Source organism: Allobosea sp. FBZP-16 (assembly GCF_002831785.1).
GTDB classification, from domain to species: domain Bacteria; phylum Pseudomonadota; class Alphaproteobacteria; order Rhizobiales; family Beijerinckiaceae; genus Allobosea; species Allobosea lupini.
Map to the genome: position 1 here is coordinate 398,091 of NZ_LNCQ01000022.1, position 14,007 is coordinate 412,097.

Sequence of the window (14,007 nt, forward strand, 5' to 3'; positions counted from 1 at the left end):
CATTGTGAGCAGCCGCAGCCGGCGGACCGCAAGTAAGTGCTGACTTACTGGCGGTCCGCGCGCTATAGCGCTGGCGAACCATGTCCGGCGTCGTTGCGCCGATCCCAGCAGGAGCCAGCCCATGTCGGTCGACGCCGCCACCGTCAAACGCGTCGCGCATCTCTCGCGCATCGCCGTCGATGATGCGGATGTGCCGAAGCTGCAAGGCGAGCTCAACGCCATCCTCGGCTTCGTCGATCAGCTCAACGAGCTCGACGTCACAGGTGTCGAGCCGATGACCTCGGTCACGCCAATGGTGATGAAGAAGCGCCAGGACGTCGTGACCGATGGCGAGATCGCCGCCGATATCGTCGCCAACGCGCCGGCTTCCGAGGACGACTACTTCATGGTGCCGAAGGTGATCGAGTGAGCGCCTGACGCGCTCCGTTCACCCTCATCGCCCGTTCCTATACGTTTTACGGATATTTCCCGTGACCGATCTCACCCGCCTGACCCTGACCGACGCTCGAGACGGGCTTAAGGCCAAGCAGTTCTCCGCCACCGAACTCGCCAAGGCGCATATCGCCGCCGTCGAGCAGGCGCGCGCGCTCAACGCCTATGTGCTGGAGACGCCCGAGCATGCGCTGAAGCAGGCCGCCGCCTCCGACGAGAAGCTCGCCAGAGGCGAGGCCGGCCCGCTCGAAGGCCTGCCGCTCGGGATCAAGGACCTGTTCGCGACCAAGGGCGTGCGCACCACCGCCTGCTCGCGCATCCTCGGCAACTTCGTGCCGCCTTATGAATCGACCGTCTCGTCGCAGCTCTGGCGCGACGGTGCCGTCATGCTCGGCAAGCTCAACAATGACGAGTTTGCCATGGGCTCGTCGAACGAGACCTCGGCTTTCGGGCCGGTGGTCAACCCCTGGCGTCGGCAGGGTTCCAATGTCGGGGCAGGGGCTGCTGGCGCGATCGAGGGCAACCACTTGGTGCCCGGCGGGTCTTCTGGCGGCTCGGCCGCGGCTGTTGCCGCGCATCTCTGCCTCGCCGCGACCGCGACCGACACCGGCGGTTCTATCCGCCAGCCGGCCGCCTTCACCGGCACGGTCGGCATCAAGCCGACCTATGGCCGCTGCTCGCGCTGGGGCATCGTCGCCTTCGCCTCCTCGCTCGACCAGGCCGGGCCGATCGGCAAGACCGTGCGCGACACCGCCGTGATGCTGCGCTCCATGGCCGGCCACGACCCGAAGGATACGACCTCGGTCGACCGCCCCGTGCCGAACTACGAGGCGGCCGTCGGCCGCTCGATCAAGGGCATGAAGATCGGCATTCCCCGGGAGTATCGCCTCGAAGGTCTCAACCCCGAGATCGACGCGCTCTGGCAGCAGGGCATCGACTGGCTGAGGACTGCCGGGGCCGAGATCGTCGAGATTTCGCTGCCGCACTCCAAATACGCACTGCCGGCCTATTACATCGTCGCGCCGGCGGAAGCCTCGTCCAACCTCGCCCGCTATGACGGTGTCCGCTACGGCCTGCGCGAGCAGGGCCGCGACATCGTCGAGATGTACGAGAAGACCCGTGCCGCCGGTTTCGGCGCCGAGGTCAGGCGTCGCATCATGATCGGCACCTATGTGCTGTCCTCGGGCTATTACGACGCCTATTACCTGCGCGCCCAGAAGGTGCGAACGCTGATCAAGCGCGATTTCGAAGCTGTCTACGAGCAGGGCATCGACGCGGTGCTGACGCCGGCGACGCCATCCTCCGCCTTCGGCATCGGCGAGAAGGGCTCGTCCGACCCGGTCGAGATGTATCTCAACGACGTCTTCACGGTGACGGTGAACATGGCCGGCCTGCCGGGCATCGCCGTGCCTGCCGGGCTCGACAGCCAGGGCCTGCCGCTCGGGCTGCAGCTGATCGGCCGCCCCTTTGACGAGGAGACGCTGTTCTCGCTCGGCCAGGTCATCGAGGAAGCGGCCGGCCGCTTCCCGGTCGGCGAGCGCTGGTGGGCCTAAGCACCGGACCGGAAAGTGGAATCCACTTTTCGGGCGAATCCGGTGCGGCTGGATCAAAGCCCGTCAGCGCGTGATCGATCGCATTCCGAATCCTGATTTCTCGGACGCGACACCGGGTGGCACTCTCCGCGCCTGACCAGGCTGCCGGAGACCGCCATGCCGTCCTATCCGTTCGAGACTGTAGACGTCTTCACCAACACCCGCTTCGGCGGAAACCAGCTCGCCGTCTTCACCGATGCGCGCGGCCTGTCCGATGCCGAGATGCAGGCGCTGGCGGCGGAGATGAACTACAGCGAGACGACTTTCGTGCTGCCGCCGAGCGATCCGGCCAACACGGCGCGCGTCCGCATCTTCCACCGTACCGCCGAGATGCCTTTCGCCGGCCATCCCAATGTCGGCACGGCCTGCGTGCTTGCAAGCCATGGCCGCGACCGCGACGGCATCCTGCTGTTCGAGGAGATCGCCGGCCTCGTCGAAGTCCGGGTGGCGCGCGATGCCGCCGGGGTGGTGACGGGCGCGACCATCGCCGCGCCGCAGGCACTCTCGCTCGGCATCCAGCTGCCGGTCGACGCGGTCGCTAGCTGTGCCGGACTTCAGGCGCAAGATATCCTCACCGGCCGCCATTTGCCGCAGCAGGCCTCGGTCGGGGTCAAGTTCTTCTTTGTCGAGGTCACGCCGGAGGCGCTGACGCGGGCGACACCGGACATCGCTGCCTATCGCCGGCTGTCGGCCGCCAATCCGGGCCTGGAGGGGCGCCTGTCCATCTTCTTCTACGCCTGGGATGGCGAGAGGGTGCGCGCCCGCATGTTCGCGCCGCTATCGGGCACCTGGGAAGATCCGGCGACAGGTAGCGCCAGCGCGACGCTCGCCGCCCTGACCCTCTCGCTGTCCGACAAGGACAACATCGCCTTCGAGATCGCACAGGGCGTCGAGATGGGGCGGCCGAGTCTGCTGCAGGTCACGGCGCGGCGGGTCGGCAGCGAGATCCGCGCGACGGTGGGCGGCGGCTGCGTGCCGGTGCTGCGGGGCGAAGCGACGGTTTAGAGCTCCATCCTTGGAGCGCGAGTCGTCCCGGGCGACCGGAGGGAGACCCGGGACCCATTCGAGAACCTCTATCGGTGAAACTCCGGAATGGAATCCCGGATCGGCACGGTTGTTGCCGCTTCCGGGATGACACGCGCTCTTGGAACGAGGTGGATCAGGCCCTGAGCCCGAGCTCCGCACGCACCTTCCGCGTCAGCCCGGCCGCGACCAGCCGGTGGCTCTCGCGCAGATAGTCGCGAAAGGCGTCGTCCGGCAGGCCTTCGTCGGAGAAGCGCTGGATCCACTTCATTCCGCGCGAGGCGAGATAGGGCGCCGGGCGGCAGCCCGGCGCGTCGCGTAGCATCTCATAGGCCATCGGCGAGCATTTGAACGAGACGAACAGTGTGCCCTCGGCATCGTCGCGGCCGAGCGCGAACACCTTGCCGCCAACCTTCCAGACATCGGCCCCGCCCCATTGCACGACATGGCTGGTCGCGGGCAGGGCGGCGCAGAAGGCGTTGTATTCGGCGAGTGTCATGTCGTCCTGCTATCGCGAGTCGCTGGGTCGGATCGCTTGATATCCTAATCGCAGCCGGCGGGTGTCCGGAGCCGGCGACACTATCCGCTAGCGTTGCCAGAAGCGCTTGGCGAACTCGGTCTCGACCTGCTGTTTCGTCAGGCCGATATCTTTGAGCAGGTGCGGATTCTCCTGCGCCATCTGCGCCAGATTCCAGCGCGCGCGAATGCGTTCGCGCCAGATTGCCAGCAGGCCTTGTGGGGCGGCCGGATGTGAATTGGGTGCGAGAACGGGACCGTCGTGCATGGCAACCTCCCATGGTTCGGGGGCGCATGGCACCCGGAGTGAAGGGAGGTTTCGTTCTGCTTGATGCGGGCAGCCTGGTCCTTAAGCCCGCCCGAAGAGTTCCAAAAACTTCCAAACGGACTATGGATTCAGCCCATGCAGGGATCGCGCTTCGCCTTCGGCCCTTTCGTGCTCGATTCGGGCACGGGAACGCTTCTCGAGAACGGTATCCCCGTCAGCGCCAGCTATCGTGGCCTGAAGCTGCTCGCGGCCCTCGTCGGACGGCCCGGCGGTGTCCTGAGCAAGGCCGCATTGCTGGAGGCCGCCTGGCCGGGCATGGCCGTCGAGGAAGGCAATCTCACCGTCCAGATCGCACAACTGCGTAAACTGCTCGGCGAGCCCGCAAATGGTGGTGATTGGATCGTCACGGTACCGCGTGTCGGCTACCGCTTCGCCGGAGTGGTCGAACAACTGGGCAGTGCGAGGCGAGAGCCCTTGCCGCTGCCGAGCAAGCCGTCGATCGTCGTGCTGCCCTTCGTCAATGTCAGCAACGATCCCGGGCAGGAAAGCTTTGCGGACGGACTGACCGAGGACCTGATCACTGACCTGTCGAGGACCGCGGAGCTCTTCGTCATCGCCCGCAATTCGGCCTTCGCCTACAAGGGCAAGGCGAGGGAGGTGCGCGAGATCGCCGAGGAACTCGGCGTGCGCTACCTGCTGGAAGGAAGCGTCAGGCACGCTGCCGGGAGGGTTCGCATCAACGCCCAGCTCGTCGATTCGCTGACCGGCGATCATCTCTGGGCCGAACGCTTCGATCGCGAGCTGGGCGACATCTTCGCCGTCCAGGACGAGGTCGCCGCCAGGATCGTCCAGGCTTTGCTGGGTCGCCTGCGCACACCGCCGCCGAGGCAGCGACCGAAAAGCCTCGACGCCTATGAACTCTGCGTGCGGGCGCGCCGATTGATGGACGACACGCCGCAGGCCGCGCAGGAAGCGCACCTCCTGCTGACACGCGCGATCTCGCTCGATCCGGACTATGCCGAGGCCTATCGCTGGCTTGCCTTGAACCACTGGATGGGCTGGGTGCACTCCGGCGGGCCGAGCGAAGCCTCTCGCGGCACCGCCCTTGACCTGGCGCGCAAGGCCGTAGCGCTCGATCAGGACGATGCCGGCTGCCGTTGGACGCTGGCCTATCTGCTCGCCTATGAGCGAGACTTCGCAACGGCGGATGCGGAATTCGCCCGGGCGATCGAGCTCGATCCGAACGAAGCCGATGCATGGGCAGCGCTCTCCGATATCACGGTGCTGGCCGGGCGGGTCGAGGAGGGCCTCGAACAGATCCGCAAGGCCTTCCGGCTGAACCCGTTTCCGGCGAGCTGGTACTATCTGCCGCTCGGCCAGGCGCTTTATGCGGCCGGCGAGTATCAGGCGGCTGTCGAAGCACTGCGCCGGGACGAGACCCATCGGACGAGCTCGCGCCGCTTCCTGGCCGCGAGCCTTGCCCAGCTCGGCCATCTCGAAGAGGCGAGGGCGGAGGCCGAACTGTTCCTGGTCGGCAATCCGGATTTCAGCGTTCGCCACTGGGCGACGATGGAGCCATTTCGCGATGACATGCTGCGCGAACGCTTCGTCGACGGCTTCCGCAAGGCCGGCCTGCCGGAATGATGGAACCCGACCGGCTCATATGTCGTTGCCGATGGCGAAGACCCGAATGCGAGGCGACGATGAAACTCTCCGGCGGCTGCAATTGCGGACAGGTCCGCTACGAGCTAGACGGCGAGCCCATTCGCGTCGGCATCTGCCATTGCGAGACCTGCCGGAAAAGCTCCGGCTCGGCGTTCTCCTATTTCGGCATCTGGCCGCGGGCGAGCGCGACCCTGTCCGGCGAACTCGGCTGCTGGCAGGCCCGCGCCGGCGGCGAGCGCTTCTGTCCCGCCTGCGGCTCGCCGCTGTTCTGCTGGGCTGAGGGGGCCGACGAGATCGAGGTCAAGCTCGGTACATTGGACAGCCCGCCGAGCTCGCTCGTCCCAGCCTATGAGCTCTGGACGATCCGCCGCGAGCCCTGGCTGGCACACCAGAAGGGCGCCGAGCAGCACACGCGTGATCGCGAGAAGCCTGACGGCTGAGCGCGATCAGAACCTTTCGGCGTCGACGCCATGAGCCTTAGCGGCGGCGACGATCTGCGACCAGGTCTCGTCGTCGAGCGGAATGCCGTCGCGCTCGCGCTCGATACGCATCGTACGCTCCTTGTCGCCCGGCGCCAGCACGGGCTGCGAGGGATCCTGCGGCGCGGCAGCGCGGACGAATTTCAGATAGCTCTCGATCCGCTGCCGACGCAGGTCCGCATCCGGCTCGAGCCGCGCCGGATCGATCAGGACGCCGAACAGCGAGTTGATGATCCAGGTTTTATGCGGCTTCTGGTCGATGCGGGCGGCTCCCATCAACCCGGCCGAGAGCAATTCGGCGATCAGCGAGAGGCCGGCGCCCTTGTGGTCGCCGAAGGGCAGCAGCGCCCCCAATGGCAGGTCGGGCTGCGCGAAGACGTGGCGAGGCTCGACGGTCGGCCGGCCCTCGCCATCGATGATATAGCCCTCGGGCACGTCGACGCCCTTGTTGAAGGCGACGCGGGCCTTGCCATGCGCCATACGACTGGTGGCGAAATCGAGGATCAACGGCTCGCCGCCCGGAACCGGCAGGCCGATGGAGATCGGATTGGTGCCGAAGCGCGCCTGCTTGGCAGCGAAAGGCGCGACGATCGGCGGACGCCCGGCGACATTGACCCAGAACACCGAGATCAGCCCGGCAGCCGCCGCAACCTCGGAATAGTGGCCGATGCGGCCGATATGGTGGGAATCGAGCAGATTGAGCACGGCGACGCCGCCAGTCCGGGCGATCGTGATGGCGCGGTCGACGGCGCTGCGCGCGGTCGGCTGGCCGAGCGCGATATTGCCGTCGACGATCAGGAAGGAGCCGAGCTCGCTGCGGACGGCCAGCTTGGCCTCCGGCTTCAGATTGCCGTCGGCAAGCGAGTTGAAATAGAGCGGCAGCATGCCGACGCCGTGGCTGTCATGGCCGCTGAGATTGGCCAGCACCAGATGCTCGGCCGTCTCCTTCGCCTCGTCCTCGCTCCAACCGGCGGCGGTGATCATGGCGCGGGTGAGGGCGCGGAGCGCCTCGGGCCGGTGCAGGCGATAGGATGTCATGGCTGTCTGTCGGATGCTGCGATGGTGGGGCCAGAGTGCACGGGCGTGCGCTCCATGCAATGGACGCAAGCAAATGGCGCCGTCCCGGCCGGTGCATCTCGACGTTGCGCTCACCAATCCTTATGTTGCCGTCAGCAATCCTGTTTTCACCGGACCTTGAATCCGGTCGAGGAGGGACGAGGATATGTTTTCGATACCCGGTCTTAAGGTGGTCTCGCTGACCGATGCTGCTGCTCGGCGCATTCGCGAGATCATGGCGCAGTCGGCGCGCGACAATCCGGATTCGCCGGCGCTCGGCCTGCGCGTCGGCGTCAAGAAGGGCGGCTGCGCCGGCATGGAATACACCTTCGAGGTCGCGCGCGCGGCCGGGAAGGGCGACGAGGTCGTGACCGAGAAGGACGCGACCGTGGTCGTCGACGCCAAGGCGGTGCTGTTCCTGCTCGGCACCGAGCTCGACTTCAAGACCGACCGCTTTTCCTCGACCTTCGTCTTCAACAACCCGAACCAGGTTTCGGCCTGCGGCTGTGGCGAATCGGTCGAGATCAAGCCGCGTTCGGAGACGGTGCTGGCGGCCCAGTAGCCAGCGATGGATGCCGCCGCCGTTGCGGAACTGTTCGCGCCGGTGGTCGCGGTTCGTACGCGCCGCATGTTCGGCGGGCTCGGCGTATACTCGGGCGAGGCGATGTTCGCGCTCGCCTTCGCTGGCGAGATTTTCCTGAAGACGACGGAAGCGACGCGGCCGGACTTCATGGCGGCCGGCAGCGAGCCGTTCCGCTATGCCGCACGAAGCCGTGAGCGCGAAACCGGCTATTGGCGTTTGCCGGCGGCGGCTTTCGACGACGAGGATGCGCTGCGCCATTTCACTGAGCTCGCGCTTGCCGCAGCGCGCGAGGCAGCGCTCAATAAGGGTATCAGGCCGCTCAGGCGACCTTCGCGGCGTCCTGGACCGCGTCCTCGGTGACGGTGCGGTTGCGGCCGTCGCGCTTGGCCTGCAGCAGTGCATTGTCAGCCCGCTCGACGATCGAGCTCGCCGTATCACCGCGTCGGTACATCGATACGCCGAGCGAGATGGTGATCCGCCCGAGGCTCTCATTGGTCGAGCGCTTGACCAGTTCGCGGGTCAGCAGCGCCTGGCGCACCGTCTCGGCACCGAACTTGCCGGCAACGACATCGGCTTCCGGCAGGATGATGGCGAACTCCTCGCCGCCGAAGCGGGTGATGATCGCCTTGTCCTTGAACTTGTCCTTCATCGTCCTGGCGACCAGGCGCAGCACCTGGTCGCCCGTAAGATGGCCGTGCATGTCGTTGAAGTGCTTGAAGAAGTCGATATCGGCCATGACCAGCGCGAAGGGCTCGCGTCGCAGCGTCGCCTGATCGATCGCCTTCTGCAGCATCTCCTCGAAATGGCGGCGATTGGCGAGACCGGTGAGGGGGTCGGTCAGCGCCTCCGCCCGTGTCGATTCCAGCGCCTCGCGCAGATTGCGGATCTCATGAGCGCTCTCGCGCAGCTGGCCTTCGAGCTGCGTCTTGCGGGCGACCTCCTCGCGGGTCGACAGGACGAGTGCCTCGACCCATTCGCGCAGCTTCTGCCGGTCAGCTGACGGAGGCACTTCCTCCGACATGGCGCAGAGCCGGCCATGATACTGCTCGCTGGAGCTGAGCGCCCTATCGACCAGCGCCATCATGCTCTCGATCTCGGCGAGCACCTGCAGGCTGGTACGCTCCGCCTGTCGCGAGAGCCGGTCGGTGCTGACGAATTTCTCGTAGAGCGTGTCGATGTCCGCAGCGCCGACTTCGCCATTGCTGGCAGCGATCACAGCCTGCATCGCCATGCTGAGCGCCGGCATCTCGCCGCTGAGATGGGCGTACCAGACCTCGAAAGCGCGCGGATACCCAGGGGAATAATGCTGTCGCATCGCTGCGACGACCTGCTCGGCGAGGTCGTGAGCCTGCGGCGAGCCTGAGCTGCTGTTGGTCATGACATCCTGTCCCCTGCCGAGCGCGAAATTCTTCCGCGCCCGCTACGCGCCTGACCCTAGGACAGGCGAAGTTAAAGCAAGGTTGCCAGTATACGTATTTTAGCCGACGCGGACGGGGCGCAGCAGGAAGGCAGGGACGTGGTCGCCGAGGCCTTTGACCTTGGGGCCGTCGTCGAGGTCGTCGCGACGCGGTGACCGGCCGCGATTGCCGTGCGGCGCACCGTTGCCGGAGGCTTCCTCGCGGCGTGGCGCCCGTGGTGCCTCGCTGCTGCGCACAGCCTCCACCTCGGCCCGCTCGGGGCGGCTTTCGGATCGAGCGTGCTCGCTCCTTGGCTCGCCCCGCGACGGCTTGCCATCGCGTCCGCCGCGTTGCGGGCGGCCGCCCTTTCGGTCGTCACCACGGCGGCCGCGGCGCTCTTCACGCGGCTCGGCTGCCGGCAGGCTATCGAGGCCCGGCCCGGCCCATTCGATGCTCTGGCCGGTCAATTTCTCGATCGCGGCGAGGAGCTTGTCGTCATGGCGGGTGACGATGGTGAAGGAGGCGCCCTCGCGGCCGGCGCGGCCGGTGCGGCCGATGCGGTGGACATAGTCCTCGGCATGGGTCGGCACATCGAAATTGAAGACGTGGCTGACGGCGGGAATATCGAGGCCGCGCGCCGCGACATCGCTTGCGACCAGGATGGGGTTCTCGCCCGTGCGGAAGGACTCGAGCGCCGCCATGCGGGCGTACTGGTCCATGTCGCCATGCAGCGCCACAGCCGGGAAACCATGCTTCTGGAGGGACTTGTGCAGCGTTGCTACATCGCGCTTGCGGTTGCAGAACACGATCGCGTTCTGCAGGTCCTTGGCGTCCTTGATCAGCTTGCGCAGGGTCTCGCGCTTCTCGAAATCCTGGCTGTTGGAGGCGATCAGGCGCTGCGTGATCGTGGTCGCGGCGGTCGCAGGCCGGGACACTTCGATCCGCACTGGATTGTGCAGGAACTGCTCGCTGATCCGGGTGATCTCCGGCGGCATAGTCGCGGTGAAGAACAGGGTCTGCCGCGTGAAGGGAACAAGCTTGCAGACCCGCTCGATGTCCGGGATGAAGCCCATGTCGAGCATGCGGTCGGCTTCGTCGATGACGAGCAGCTCGACGCCGGTGAGGAGCAGCTTGCCGCGCTCGACATGGTCGAGCAGGCGGCCCGGCGTCGCGATCAACACGTCGACGCCGCGCGTGATCTTGGCATCCTGGTCGCCGAAGGAGACGCCGCCGATCAGCAGCGCCACCGAAAGCTTCTGGTTGACGCCGTAGCGAGTGAAATTCTCCTCGACCTGCGCTGCGAGCTCGCGCGTCGGCTCCAGGATGAGCGTGCGCGGCATGCGGGCACGGGCGCGGCCGTTTTCCAGGATGGTCAGCATCGGCAGGGTGAAGGCCGCGGTCTTGCCGGTGCCTGTCTGGGCGATGCCGAGCACGTCCTTGCGGGCGAGCACGTGGGGAATGGCCTGGGCCTGGATGGGGGTAGGCGTCGTGTAGCCGGCGGTGGTGACCGCGGTTAGAACCTTATCGCTCAGGCCGAGTTCGGCAAAAGACATCGATGGCTGCGCTTCTCAAGGGTCGGTGACACGTGGCGGGATGACCGATCGACCGCAACGGTGGCGCGACTTTGCTGGGTTGCGCGCCTTCGGACGCCCGTGCAATGCAGAAAAAACAGGGCAAAGTCAACATTCTAGCGAGCTTGATGAAGAATGGCTGCGATGCAGACAACGATTCCAGAACCACTCGTCCTGATTCCGGGACTGAATTGCACGCCTGCATTCTATGCTCCGCAATGGCCAGCCCTGGCGCCGGGGCGGCAGATCCTTGTCGCTGACAACACAACCGACGATACGATCGCCGCCATGGTCGAGCGTTTGCTGGCTACGGCGCCGGAGCGCTTTGCGCTGTGCGGATTGTCTATGGGCGGCTATGTCGCCTTCGAGGTGGTGCGTCGTGCGCCGGAGCGGGTGACGCGGCTCGCTTTGCTCGACACCACCGCCAAGCCGCCGACACCCGAAACCAATGCGCCACGCGAACAGATGATCGCGCTGGCGGAAAAGGGCGCCTTCGGCAATGTCGTGACAGTGCTCTGGCAGAAGCTGGTCGCGCCCGATCGGCTGACCGACGAGGCATTGCGGCTCAAGGTGAAAGCAATGGCCGAGGCCGTCGGGCCATCAGGTTTCATCCGCCAGCAGCGCGCCATCATGGGCAGGTCGGATGCCCGGCAGGTAGTGCGTACGATATCCGTCCCGACGCTGGTCGTGGTCGGCGCGGAGGACGCGATCACGCCGCCCGACGAGGCGCGCGAAATCGCCGGCGGAATCGGGACGAAGGCGCGTTATCTGGAAATACCGGGCTGCGGCCATCTCTCGACGCTGGAGGCGCCGGAGGTCGTCACGGCGGCTTTGCGCGACTGGCTCGCTTAGGGCTCAGCGCGGGACCACGCAGGGGTCGAGTTTCGTCTCATTGGCGCGCTTGGCGAGTGAGCCGGTGACCAGCGGGTCGATTGCCTGCCCCTTCGCCGCGGCCTGGGCGACCTCGCGCATCGCGTCACGATCGAGCTGTGCGGTGTGGTTCGAGACAAAATTGGCGGCGATGACGGAAAGGAAGGCGATCGCCGCGCCGGCCTTGGCGACATCGGCGACCATGGTGCCGCGCGTGTTGCGCAGGAAGGCGATGACGAGCTGCATCGCAGAACTCCGGAAAGCAAATGGCTGGGATCGCCGATAGACAGAGCATGCGGCAGCGGCTGTAAAAACTTGGTTAGCGAAGCGTCTCTGGCTCAGTTCGCCATCGCTAGGCGCGAATAAACGGCTTACGCTAGGACAGTCAGTGGTCGTCACCGTCAGAGGGGCGTCGGATGCTGAAACTGGGGGCACGGGGTGAGCCGGTCCGCTTGCTGCAGAACCAGCTCAACATGCTGCCGACGCGGCTGGTCAAGCTCGTCGTCGACGGCATCTTCGGCACGCGGACCCACAGCCGGGTACTGGAATTCCAGGGCAACAATCAGCTCGAGAAGGATGGCGTCGTCGGCCCGCTGACGGTGCAATTGCTCGAGAACCTGCTCAAGAACCTCAACAATATTTTGCCGGTTCCGCCGCCCGTGCCGGTTCCCAAGAAGCCGTCGGCGGTGAGGCTGGTCACCGACGAGATCCTAGGTTCCTTTCCATCGGCGAACGGCCTCATCACGCAGGTCATCCCGCCGATCGCCGTGATCCAGACCGCGACCTACAAGCAGGGAGCGGGCGGCCCGCCGCTCGACTTCCAGATCATGCCGCTGACGACCGGGCGGCTCGCGATCTTCGCCGCCCGCAACAAGGACGGGATCGAGCGCGCGGTGATCCTGCTGCTGCCGGCGCAGGTCAAGCCTGATCGCCTGCTGATCTGCATCAGCCACGGCTTCGGCGGGCAGGGGCCGAAGACGCGGGCCAGGCTCGCGGCGCTGAACTGGACCAATCCGCTGTCGAAGCCGCTGATCGACTATGTGCTGCTGAATCATGTCGTCAATCGCTGGGGCGCCCAGACGCTTGCGGCCCAGAAGCGCAATCTCGGCTACATGCAGATCGTCCGCTCCGGCGCGGCCGGCGGCGAGCTCGGGCCCTTCGCCAGGGACGCTGCCTTCCTGCGGCAGGTGCTGACCGAGATGAGCGACCTGACTAACGGCGCCTTCTCGTTCGACACTCTGGAGACAATGACCTTTTCGAGCGGCATCAGCGATCACAACCTGTTCGTCTCACATGCCGAGAAGCAGTTCGACATTGCCGCCAGCTACGCCATCGATCCCGTACCGCAGACTCGGCCGGCCAATTCCAAGGGCAAGAAGCGGCTGTTTCGCAGCGGCGTGACCTCGCAGGGGCCGCCGCTGCCCGGCTCGGATTTCCTGCCGGTCGGTCGCTGGCGCAATGAATGGGCGAATTTTCGCCTGAAGACCGACGGCGAGTACGACTACATGCACAATTGGACGATGCCGTTCTACTGCCTCTATCTGGGCATCCAGACATCGTGACGAAAAACGCGCTGCGCCGTCAGCGCTTGCCTTCCAGCCTGCCACGATGCTCGCGGAACAGTGCACGCAAGGCGTCGAGCGCGGCCAGTACAGCTGGCCGCTGCCTGCTGCTCTCGTGCGAGACCAGGAAGATCTCGTCGGCGGTCGCCTCGGGCGGTTCCTCCAGCCGGATCAGCCCCGCATCGCCATCCGCCAGGAAGCAGGGCGCCATCGAGACCGCACCGGATGAGCGGATGCTCTCATAGCGCGCGGCCGAATCGCCGACGCGCGCGGCGATCGGTCGTCCGGCGGCCCAGGCGAGGATGTGCTGCTCGATGCGTGAGGAGACGTCCCGGCTGACCGAGATCACCGGTGCGGTCGAAGGATCGACATCGCGGTGGACGTAGAAGGCCTGCGCCAGCCTGCCGACCTTCTGGCCGAAATAGCCGGCGTCACCTGGCGGTTTGCGCATGCGGATCGCGATCTCGGCCTCGCCGCGTGCCAGATCGAGCCGCTCGCGGGTACTGATGATGACGATCTCGATGCCGCCCGCGGCTGCCGAGAGCCGGGCGGCGTGCTGGGTCAGGAACAGGCTGATCGAGGTCGTCGCCGTGATGCGGACGGGAGCGTCGTCGCGGGCGCGGGCGGCGTTCGCTCGTGTCGCGAAGCGCGCGACGGCCTCGGCCGCCGCTGCCGCATCCTCGGCGAGCGATAGGCCGATCTGCGTCGGGATCAGACGGTTGGCGCCGCGCTTGAACAGGGGCAGGCCGAGACGCGCCTCGAACGCTTTCAGGCGCCGCGCAACCGTCGTCTCGCTCAGTCCGAGCGCAGACGCTGCCAGAGCGAGGCCGCCCGTGGCGGCGATGGCGTGGAAGATTTCAAGATCGGCCCAGAGCGAGGTCTGGGCCGAGGCCTGGGCATCGCGTCGAGATGGAGAGGCAGGAGGCTCGCCCATTCGCTCAAGGGCCGGAAGGAGGGCGCGGACTCGTGGCCATGGGTGGGATCATGGTCGGC

At 66.3% G+C, this 14,007-nt stretch carries 16 protein-coding genes; 9 read left to right on the forward strand and 7 right to left on the reverse strand.

Annotated features, from left to right (window positions below; genetic code table 11):
* The first annotated feature begins 121 nt into the window (after nucleotides 1-121).
* The 3 genes from gatC (at nucleotide 122) to CXY91_RS08135 (ending at nucleotide 3,029) form a co-directional block, all read left to right on the forward strand.
* Nucleotides 122-409: an Asp-tRNA(Asn)/Glu-tRNA(Gln) amidotransferase subunit GatC gene (gene gatC / locus CXY91_RS08125; protein WP_091829244.1), complete on the forward strand. Its 288-nt coding sequence runs from the start codon at nucleotides 122-124 to the stop codon at nucleotides 407-409.
* Between the two features lie 61 nt (nucleotides 410-470).
* Nucleotides 471-1,985: an Asp-tRNA(Asn)/Glu-tRNA(Gln) amidotransferase subunit GatA gene (gene gatA, locus CXY91_RS08130; protein WP_100960248.1), complete on the forward strand. Its 1,515-nt coding sequence runs from the start codon at nucleotides 471-473 to the stop codon at nucleotides 1,983-1,985.
* Nucleotides 1,986-2,141: 156 nt separating this feature from the next.
* Nucleotides 2,142-3,029: a PhzF family phenazine biosynthesis protein gene (locus CXY91_RS08135; protein ID WP_100960249.1), complete on the forward strand. Its 888-nt coding sequence runs from the start codon at nucleotides 2,142-2,144 to the stop codon at nucleotides 3,027-3,029.
* 154 nt (nucleotides 3,030-3,183) lie between these two features.
* On the opposite strand, the gene CXY91_RS08140 is transcribed toward CXY91_RS08135, so the two are convergent.
* Nucleotides 3,184-3,546 carry an MmcQ/YjbR family DNA-binding protein gene (locus tag CXY91_RS08140; protein WP_100960250.1) on the reverse strand — a complete coding sequence of 121 codons (363 nt, stop codon included), beginning with the start codon at nucleotides 3,544-3,546 and terminating at the stop codon, nucleotides 3,184-3,186.
* Between the two features lie 87 nt (nucleotides 3,547-3,633).
* Nucleotides 3,634-3,831 carry a DUF1127 domain-containing protein gene (locus tag CXY91_RS30540; RefSeq protein WP_199777378.1) on the reverse strand — a complete coding sequence of 66 codons (198 nt, stop codon included), beginning with the start codon at nucleotides 3,829-3,831 and terminating at the stop codon, nucleotides 3,634-3,636.
* A 135-nt stretch (nucleotides 3,832-3,966) separates the two neighbouring features.
* Here CXY91_RS30540 and CXY91_RS08150 point away from each other — a divergent pair, with 135 nt between their 5' ends.
* Complete coding sequence (locus CXY91_RS08150) at nucleotides 3,967-5,475, forward strand: winged helix-turn-helix domain-containing tetratricopeptide repeat protein (RefSeq protein WP_100960252.1); 1,509 nt, start codon at nucleotides 3,967-3,969, stop codon at nucleotides 5,473-5,475.
* A gap of 59 nt (nucleotides 5,476-5,534) precedes the next feature.
* Nucleotides 5,535-5,936: a GFA family protein gene (locus CXY91_RS08155; protein ID WP_100960254.1), complete on the forward strand. Its 402-nt coding sequence runs from the start codon at nucleotides 5,535-5,537 to the stop codon at nucleotides 5,934-5,936.
* 6 nt (nucleotides 5,937-5,942) lie between these two features.
* On the opposite strand, the gene CXY91_RS08160 is transcribed toward CXY91_RS08155, so the two are convergent.
* Nucleotides 5,943-7,013, reverse strand: coding sequence for a malate/lactate/ureidoglycolate dehydrogenase (locus CXY91_RS08160; protein ID WP_100960257.1), 1,071 nt, complete (start codon nucleotides 7,011-7,013; stop codon nucleotides 5,943-5,945).
* Nucleotides 7,014-7,197: 184 nt separating this feature from the next.
* Here CXY91_RS08160 and CXY91_RS08165 point away from each other — a divergent pair, with 184 nt between their 5' ends.
* Nucleotides 7,198-7,593, forward strand: coding sequence for a HesB/IscA family protein (locus CXY91_RS08165; protein WP_100960258.1), 396 nt, complete (start codon nucleotides 7,198-7,200; stop codon nucleotides 7,591-7,593).
* A 6-nt stretch (nucleotides 7,594-7,599) separates the two neighbouring features.
* The gene (locus CXY91_RS08170; protein WP_100960260.1) at nucleotides 7,600-7,974 is read left to right on the forward strand and encodes a TfoX/Sxy family protein; all 375 of its coding nucleotides are present in this window, start codon (nucleotides 7,600-7,602) and stop codon (nucleotides 7,972-7,974) included.
* Here CXY91_RS08170 and CXY91_RS08175 read toward each other — a convergent pair.
* Nucleotides 7,934-8,992, reverse strand: a complete 1,059-nt coding sequence (locus CXY91_RS08175; RefSeq protein ID WP_091829222.1) for a GGDEF domain-containing protein — start codon at nucleotides 8,990-8,992, stop codon at nucleotides 7,934-7,936. The genes CXY91_RS08170 and CXY91_RS08175 overlap by 41 nt on opposite strands.
* Before the next feature lie 99 nt (nucleotides 8,993-9,091).
* Nucleotides 9,092-10,564 carry a DEAD/DEAH box helicase gene (locus tag CXY91_RS08180; RefSeq protein ID WP_100960262.1) on the reverse strand — a complete coding sequence of 491 codons (1,473 nt, stop codon included), beginning with the start codon at nucleotides 10,562-10,564 and terminating at the stop codon, nucleotides 9,092-9,094.
* Nucleotides 10,565-10,726: 162 nt separating this feature from the next.
* Here CXY91_RS08180 and CXY91_RS08185 point away from each other — a divergent pair, with 162 nt between their 5' ends.
* Entirely contained in the window at nucleotides 10,727-11,434 is a 708-nt protein-coding gene (locus CXY91_RS08185; RefSeq protein WP_100960829.1) for an alpha/beta fold hydrolase, read from the forward strand.
* A 3-nt stretch (nucleotides 11,435-11,437) separates the two neighbouring features.
* On the opposite strand, the gene CXY91_RS08190 is transcribed toward CXY91_RS08185, so the two are convergent.
* Nucleotides 11,438-11,698, reverse strand: a complete 261-nt coding sequence (locus CXY91_RS08190) for a hypothetical protein (protein ID WP_100960264.1) — start codon at nucleotides 11,696-11,698, stop codon at nucleotides 11,438-11,440.
* Between the two features lie 170 nt (nucleotides 11,699-11,868).
* Between CXY91_RS08190 and CXY91_RS08195 the strand changes: the two genes are divergently transcribed.
* The gene (locus CXY91_RS08195) at nucleotides 11,869-13,014 is read left to right on the forward strand and encodes a peptidoglycan-binding domain-containing protein (protein ID WP_100960266.1); all 1,146 of its coding nucleotides are present in this window, start codon (nucleotides 11,869-11,871) and stop codon (nucleotides 13,012-13,014) included.
* A gap of 19 nt (nucleotides 13,015-13,033) precedes the next feature.
* Here the strand turns inward: CXY91_RS08195 and CXY91_RS08200 are convergent, their stop codons facing one another.
* A complete protein-coding gene (locus CXY91_RS08200; protein ID WP_100960268.1) occupies nucleotides 13,034-13,948 on the reverse strand; it encodes a LysR family transcriptional regulator in 915 nt (304 codons plus the stop codon).
* Nucleotides 13,949-14,007: the final 59 nt, after the last annotated feature.

What these genes read in the sequence shown, in the direction of transcription:
- gatC (WP_091829244.1), top strand. Translation starts at nt 122, where the DNA reads ATGTCGGTCGACGCCGCCACCGTCAAACGCGTCGCGCATCTCTCGCGC.
- CXY91_RS08135 (WP_100960249.1), top strand. Translation starts at nt 2,142, where the DNA reads ATGCCGTCCTATCCGTTCGAGACTGTAGACGTCTTCACCAACACCCGC.
- CXY91_RS08140 (WP_100960250.1), bottom strand. Translation starts at nt 3,546, where the DNA reads ATGACACTCGCCGAATACAACGCCTTCTGCGCCGCCCTGCCCGCGACC.
- CXY91_RS30540 (WP_199777378.1), bottom strand. Translation starts at nt 3,831, where the DNA reads ATGCACGACGGTCCCGTTCTCGCACCCAATTCACATCCGGCCGCCCCA.
- CXY91_RS08150 (WP_100960252.1), top strand. Translation starts at nt 3,967, where the DNA reads ATGCAGGGATCGCGCTTCGCCTTCGGCCCTTTCGTGCTCGATTCGGGC.
- CXY91_RS08155 (WP_100960254.1), top strand. Translation starts at nt 5,535, where the DNA reads ATGAAACTCTCCGGCGGCTGCAATTGCGGACAGGTCCGCTACGAGCTA.
- CXY91_RS08160 (WP_100960257.1), bottom strand. Translation starts at nt 7,013, where the DNA reads ATGACATCCTATCGCCTGCACCGGCCCGAGGCGCTCCGCGCCCTCACC.
- CXY91_RS08165 (WP_100960258.1), top strand. Translation starts at nt 7,198, where the DNA reads ATGTTTTCGATACCCGGTCTTAAGGTGGTCTCGCTGACCGATGCTGCT.
- CXY91_RS08170 (WP_100960260.1), top strand. Translation starts at nt 7,600, where the DNA reads ATGGATGCCGCCGCCGTTGCGGAACTGTTCGCGCCGGTGGTCGCGGTT.
- CXY91_RS08175 (WP_091829222.1), bottom strand. Translation starts at nt 8,992, where the DNA reads ATGACCAACAGCAGCTCAGGCTCGCCGCAGGCTCACGACCTCGCCGAG.
- CXY91_RS08180 (WP_100960262.1), bottom strand. Translation starts at nt 10,564, where the DNA reads ATGTCTTTTGCCGAACTCGGCCTGAGCGATAAGGTTCTAACCGCGGTC.
- CXY91_RS08185 (WP_100960829.1), top strand. Translation starts at nt 10,727, where the DNA reads ATGCAGACAACGATTCCAGAACCACTCGTCCTGATTCCGGGACTGAAT.
- CXY91_RS08190 (WP_100960264.1), bottom strand. Translation starts at nt 11,698, where the DNA reads ATGCAGCTCGTCATCGCCTTCCTGCGCAACACGCGCGGCACCATGGTC.
- CXY91_RS08195 (WP_100960266.1), top strand. Translation starts at nt 11,869, where the DNA reads ATGCTGAAACTGGGGGCACGGGGTGAGCCGGTCCGCTTGCTGCAGAAC.
- CXY91_RS08200 (WP_100960268.1), bottom strand. Translation starts at nt 13,948, where the DNA reads ATGGGCGAGCCTCCTGCCTCTCCATCTCGACGCGATGCCCAGGCCTCG.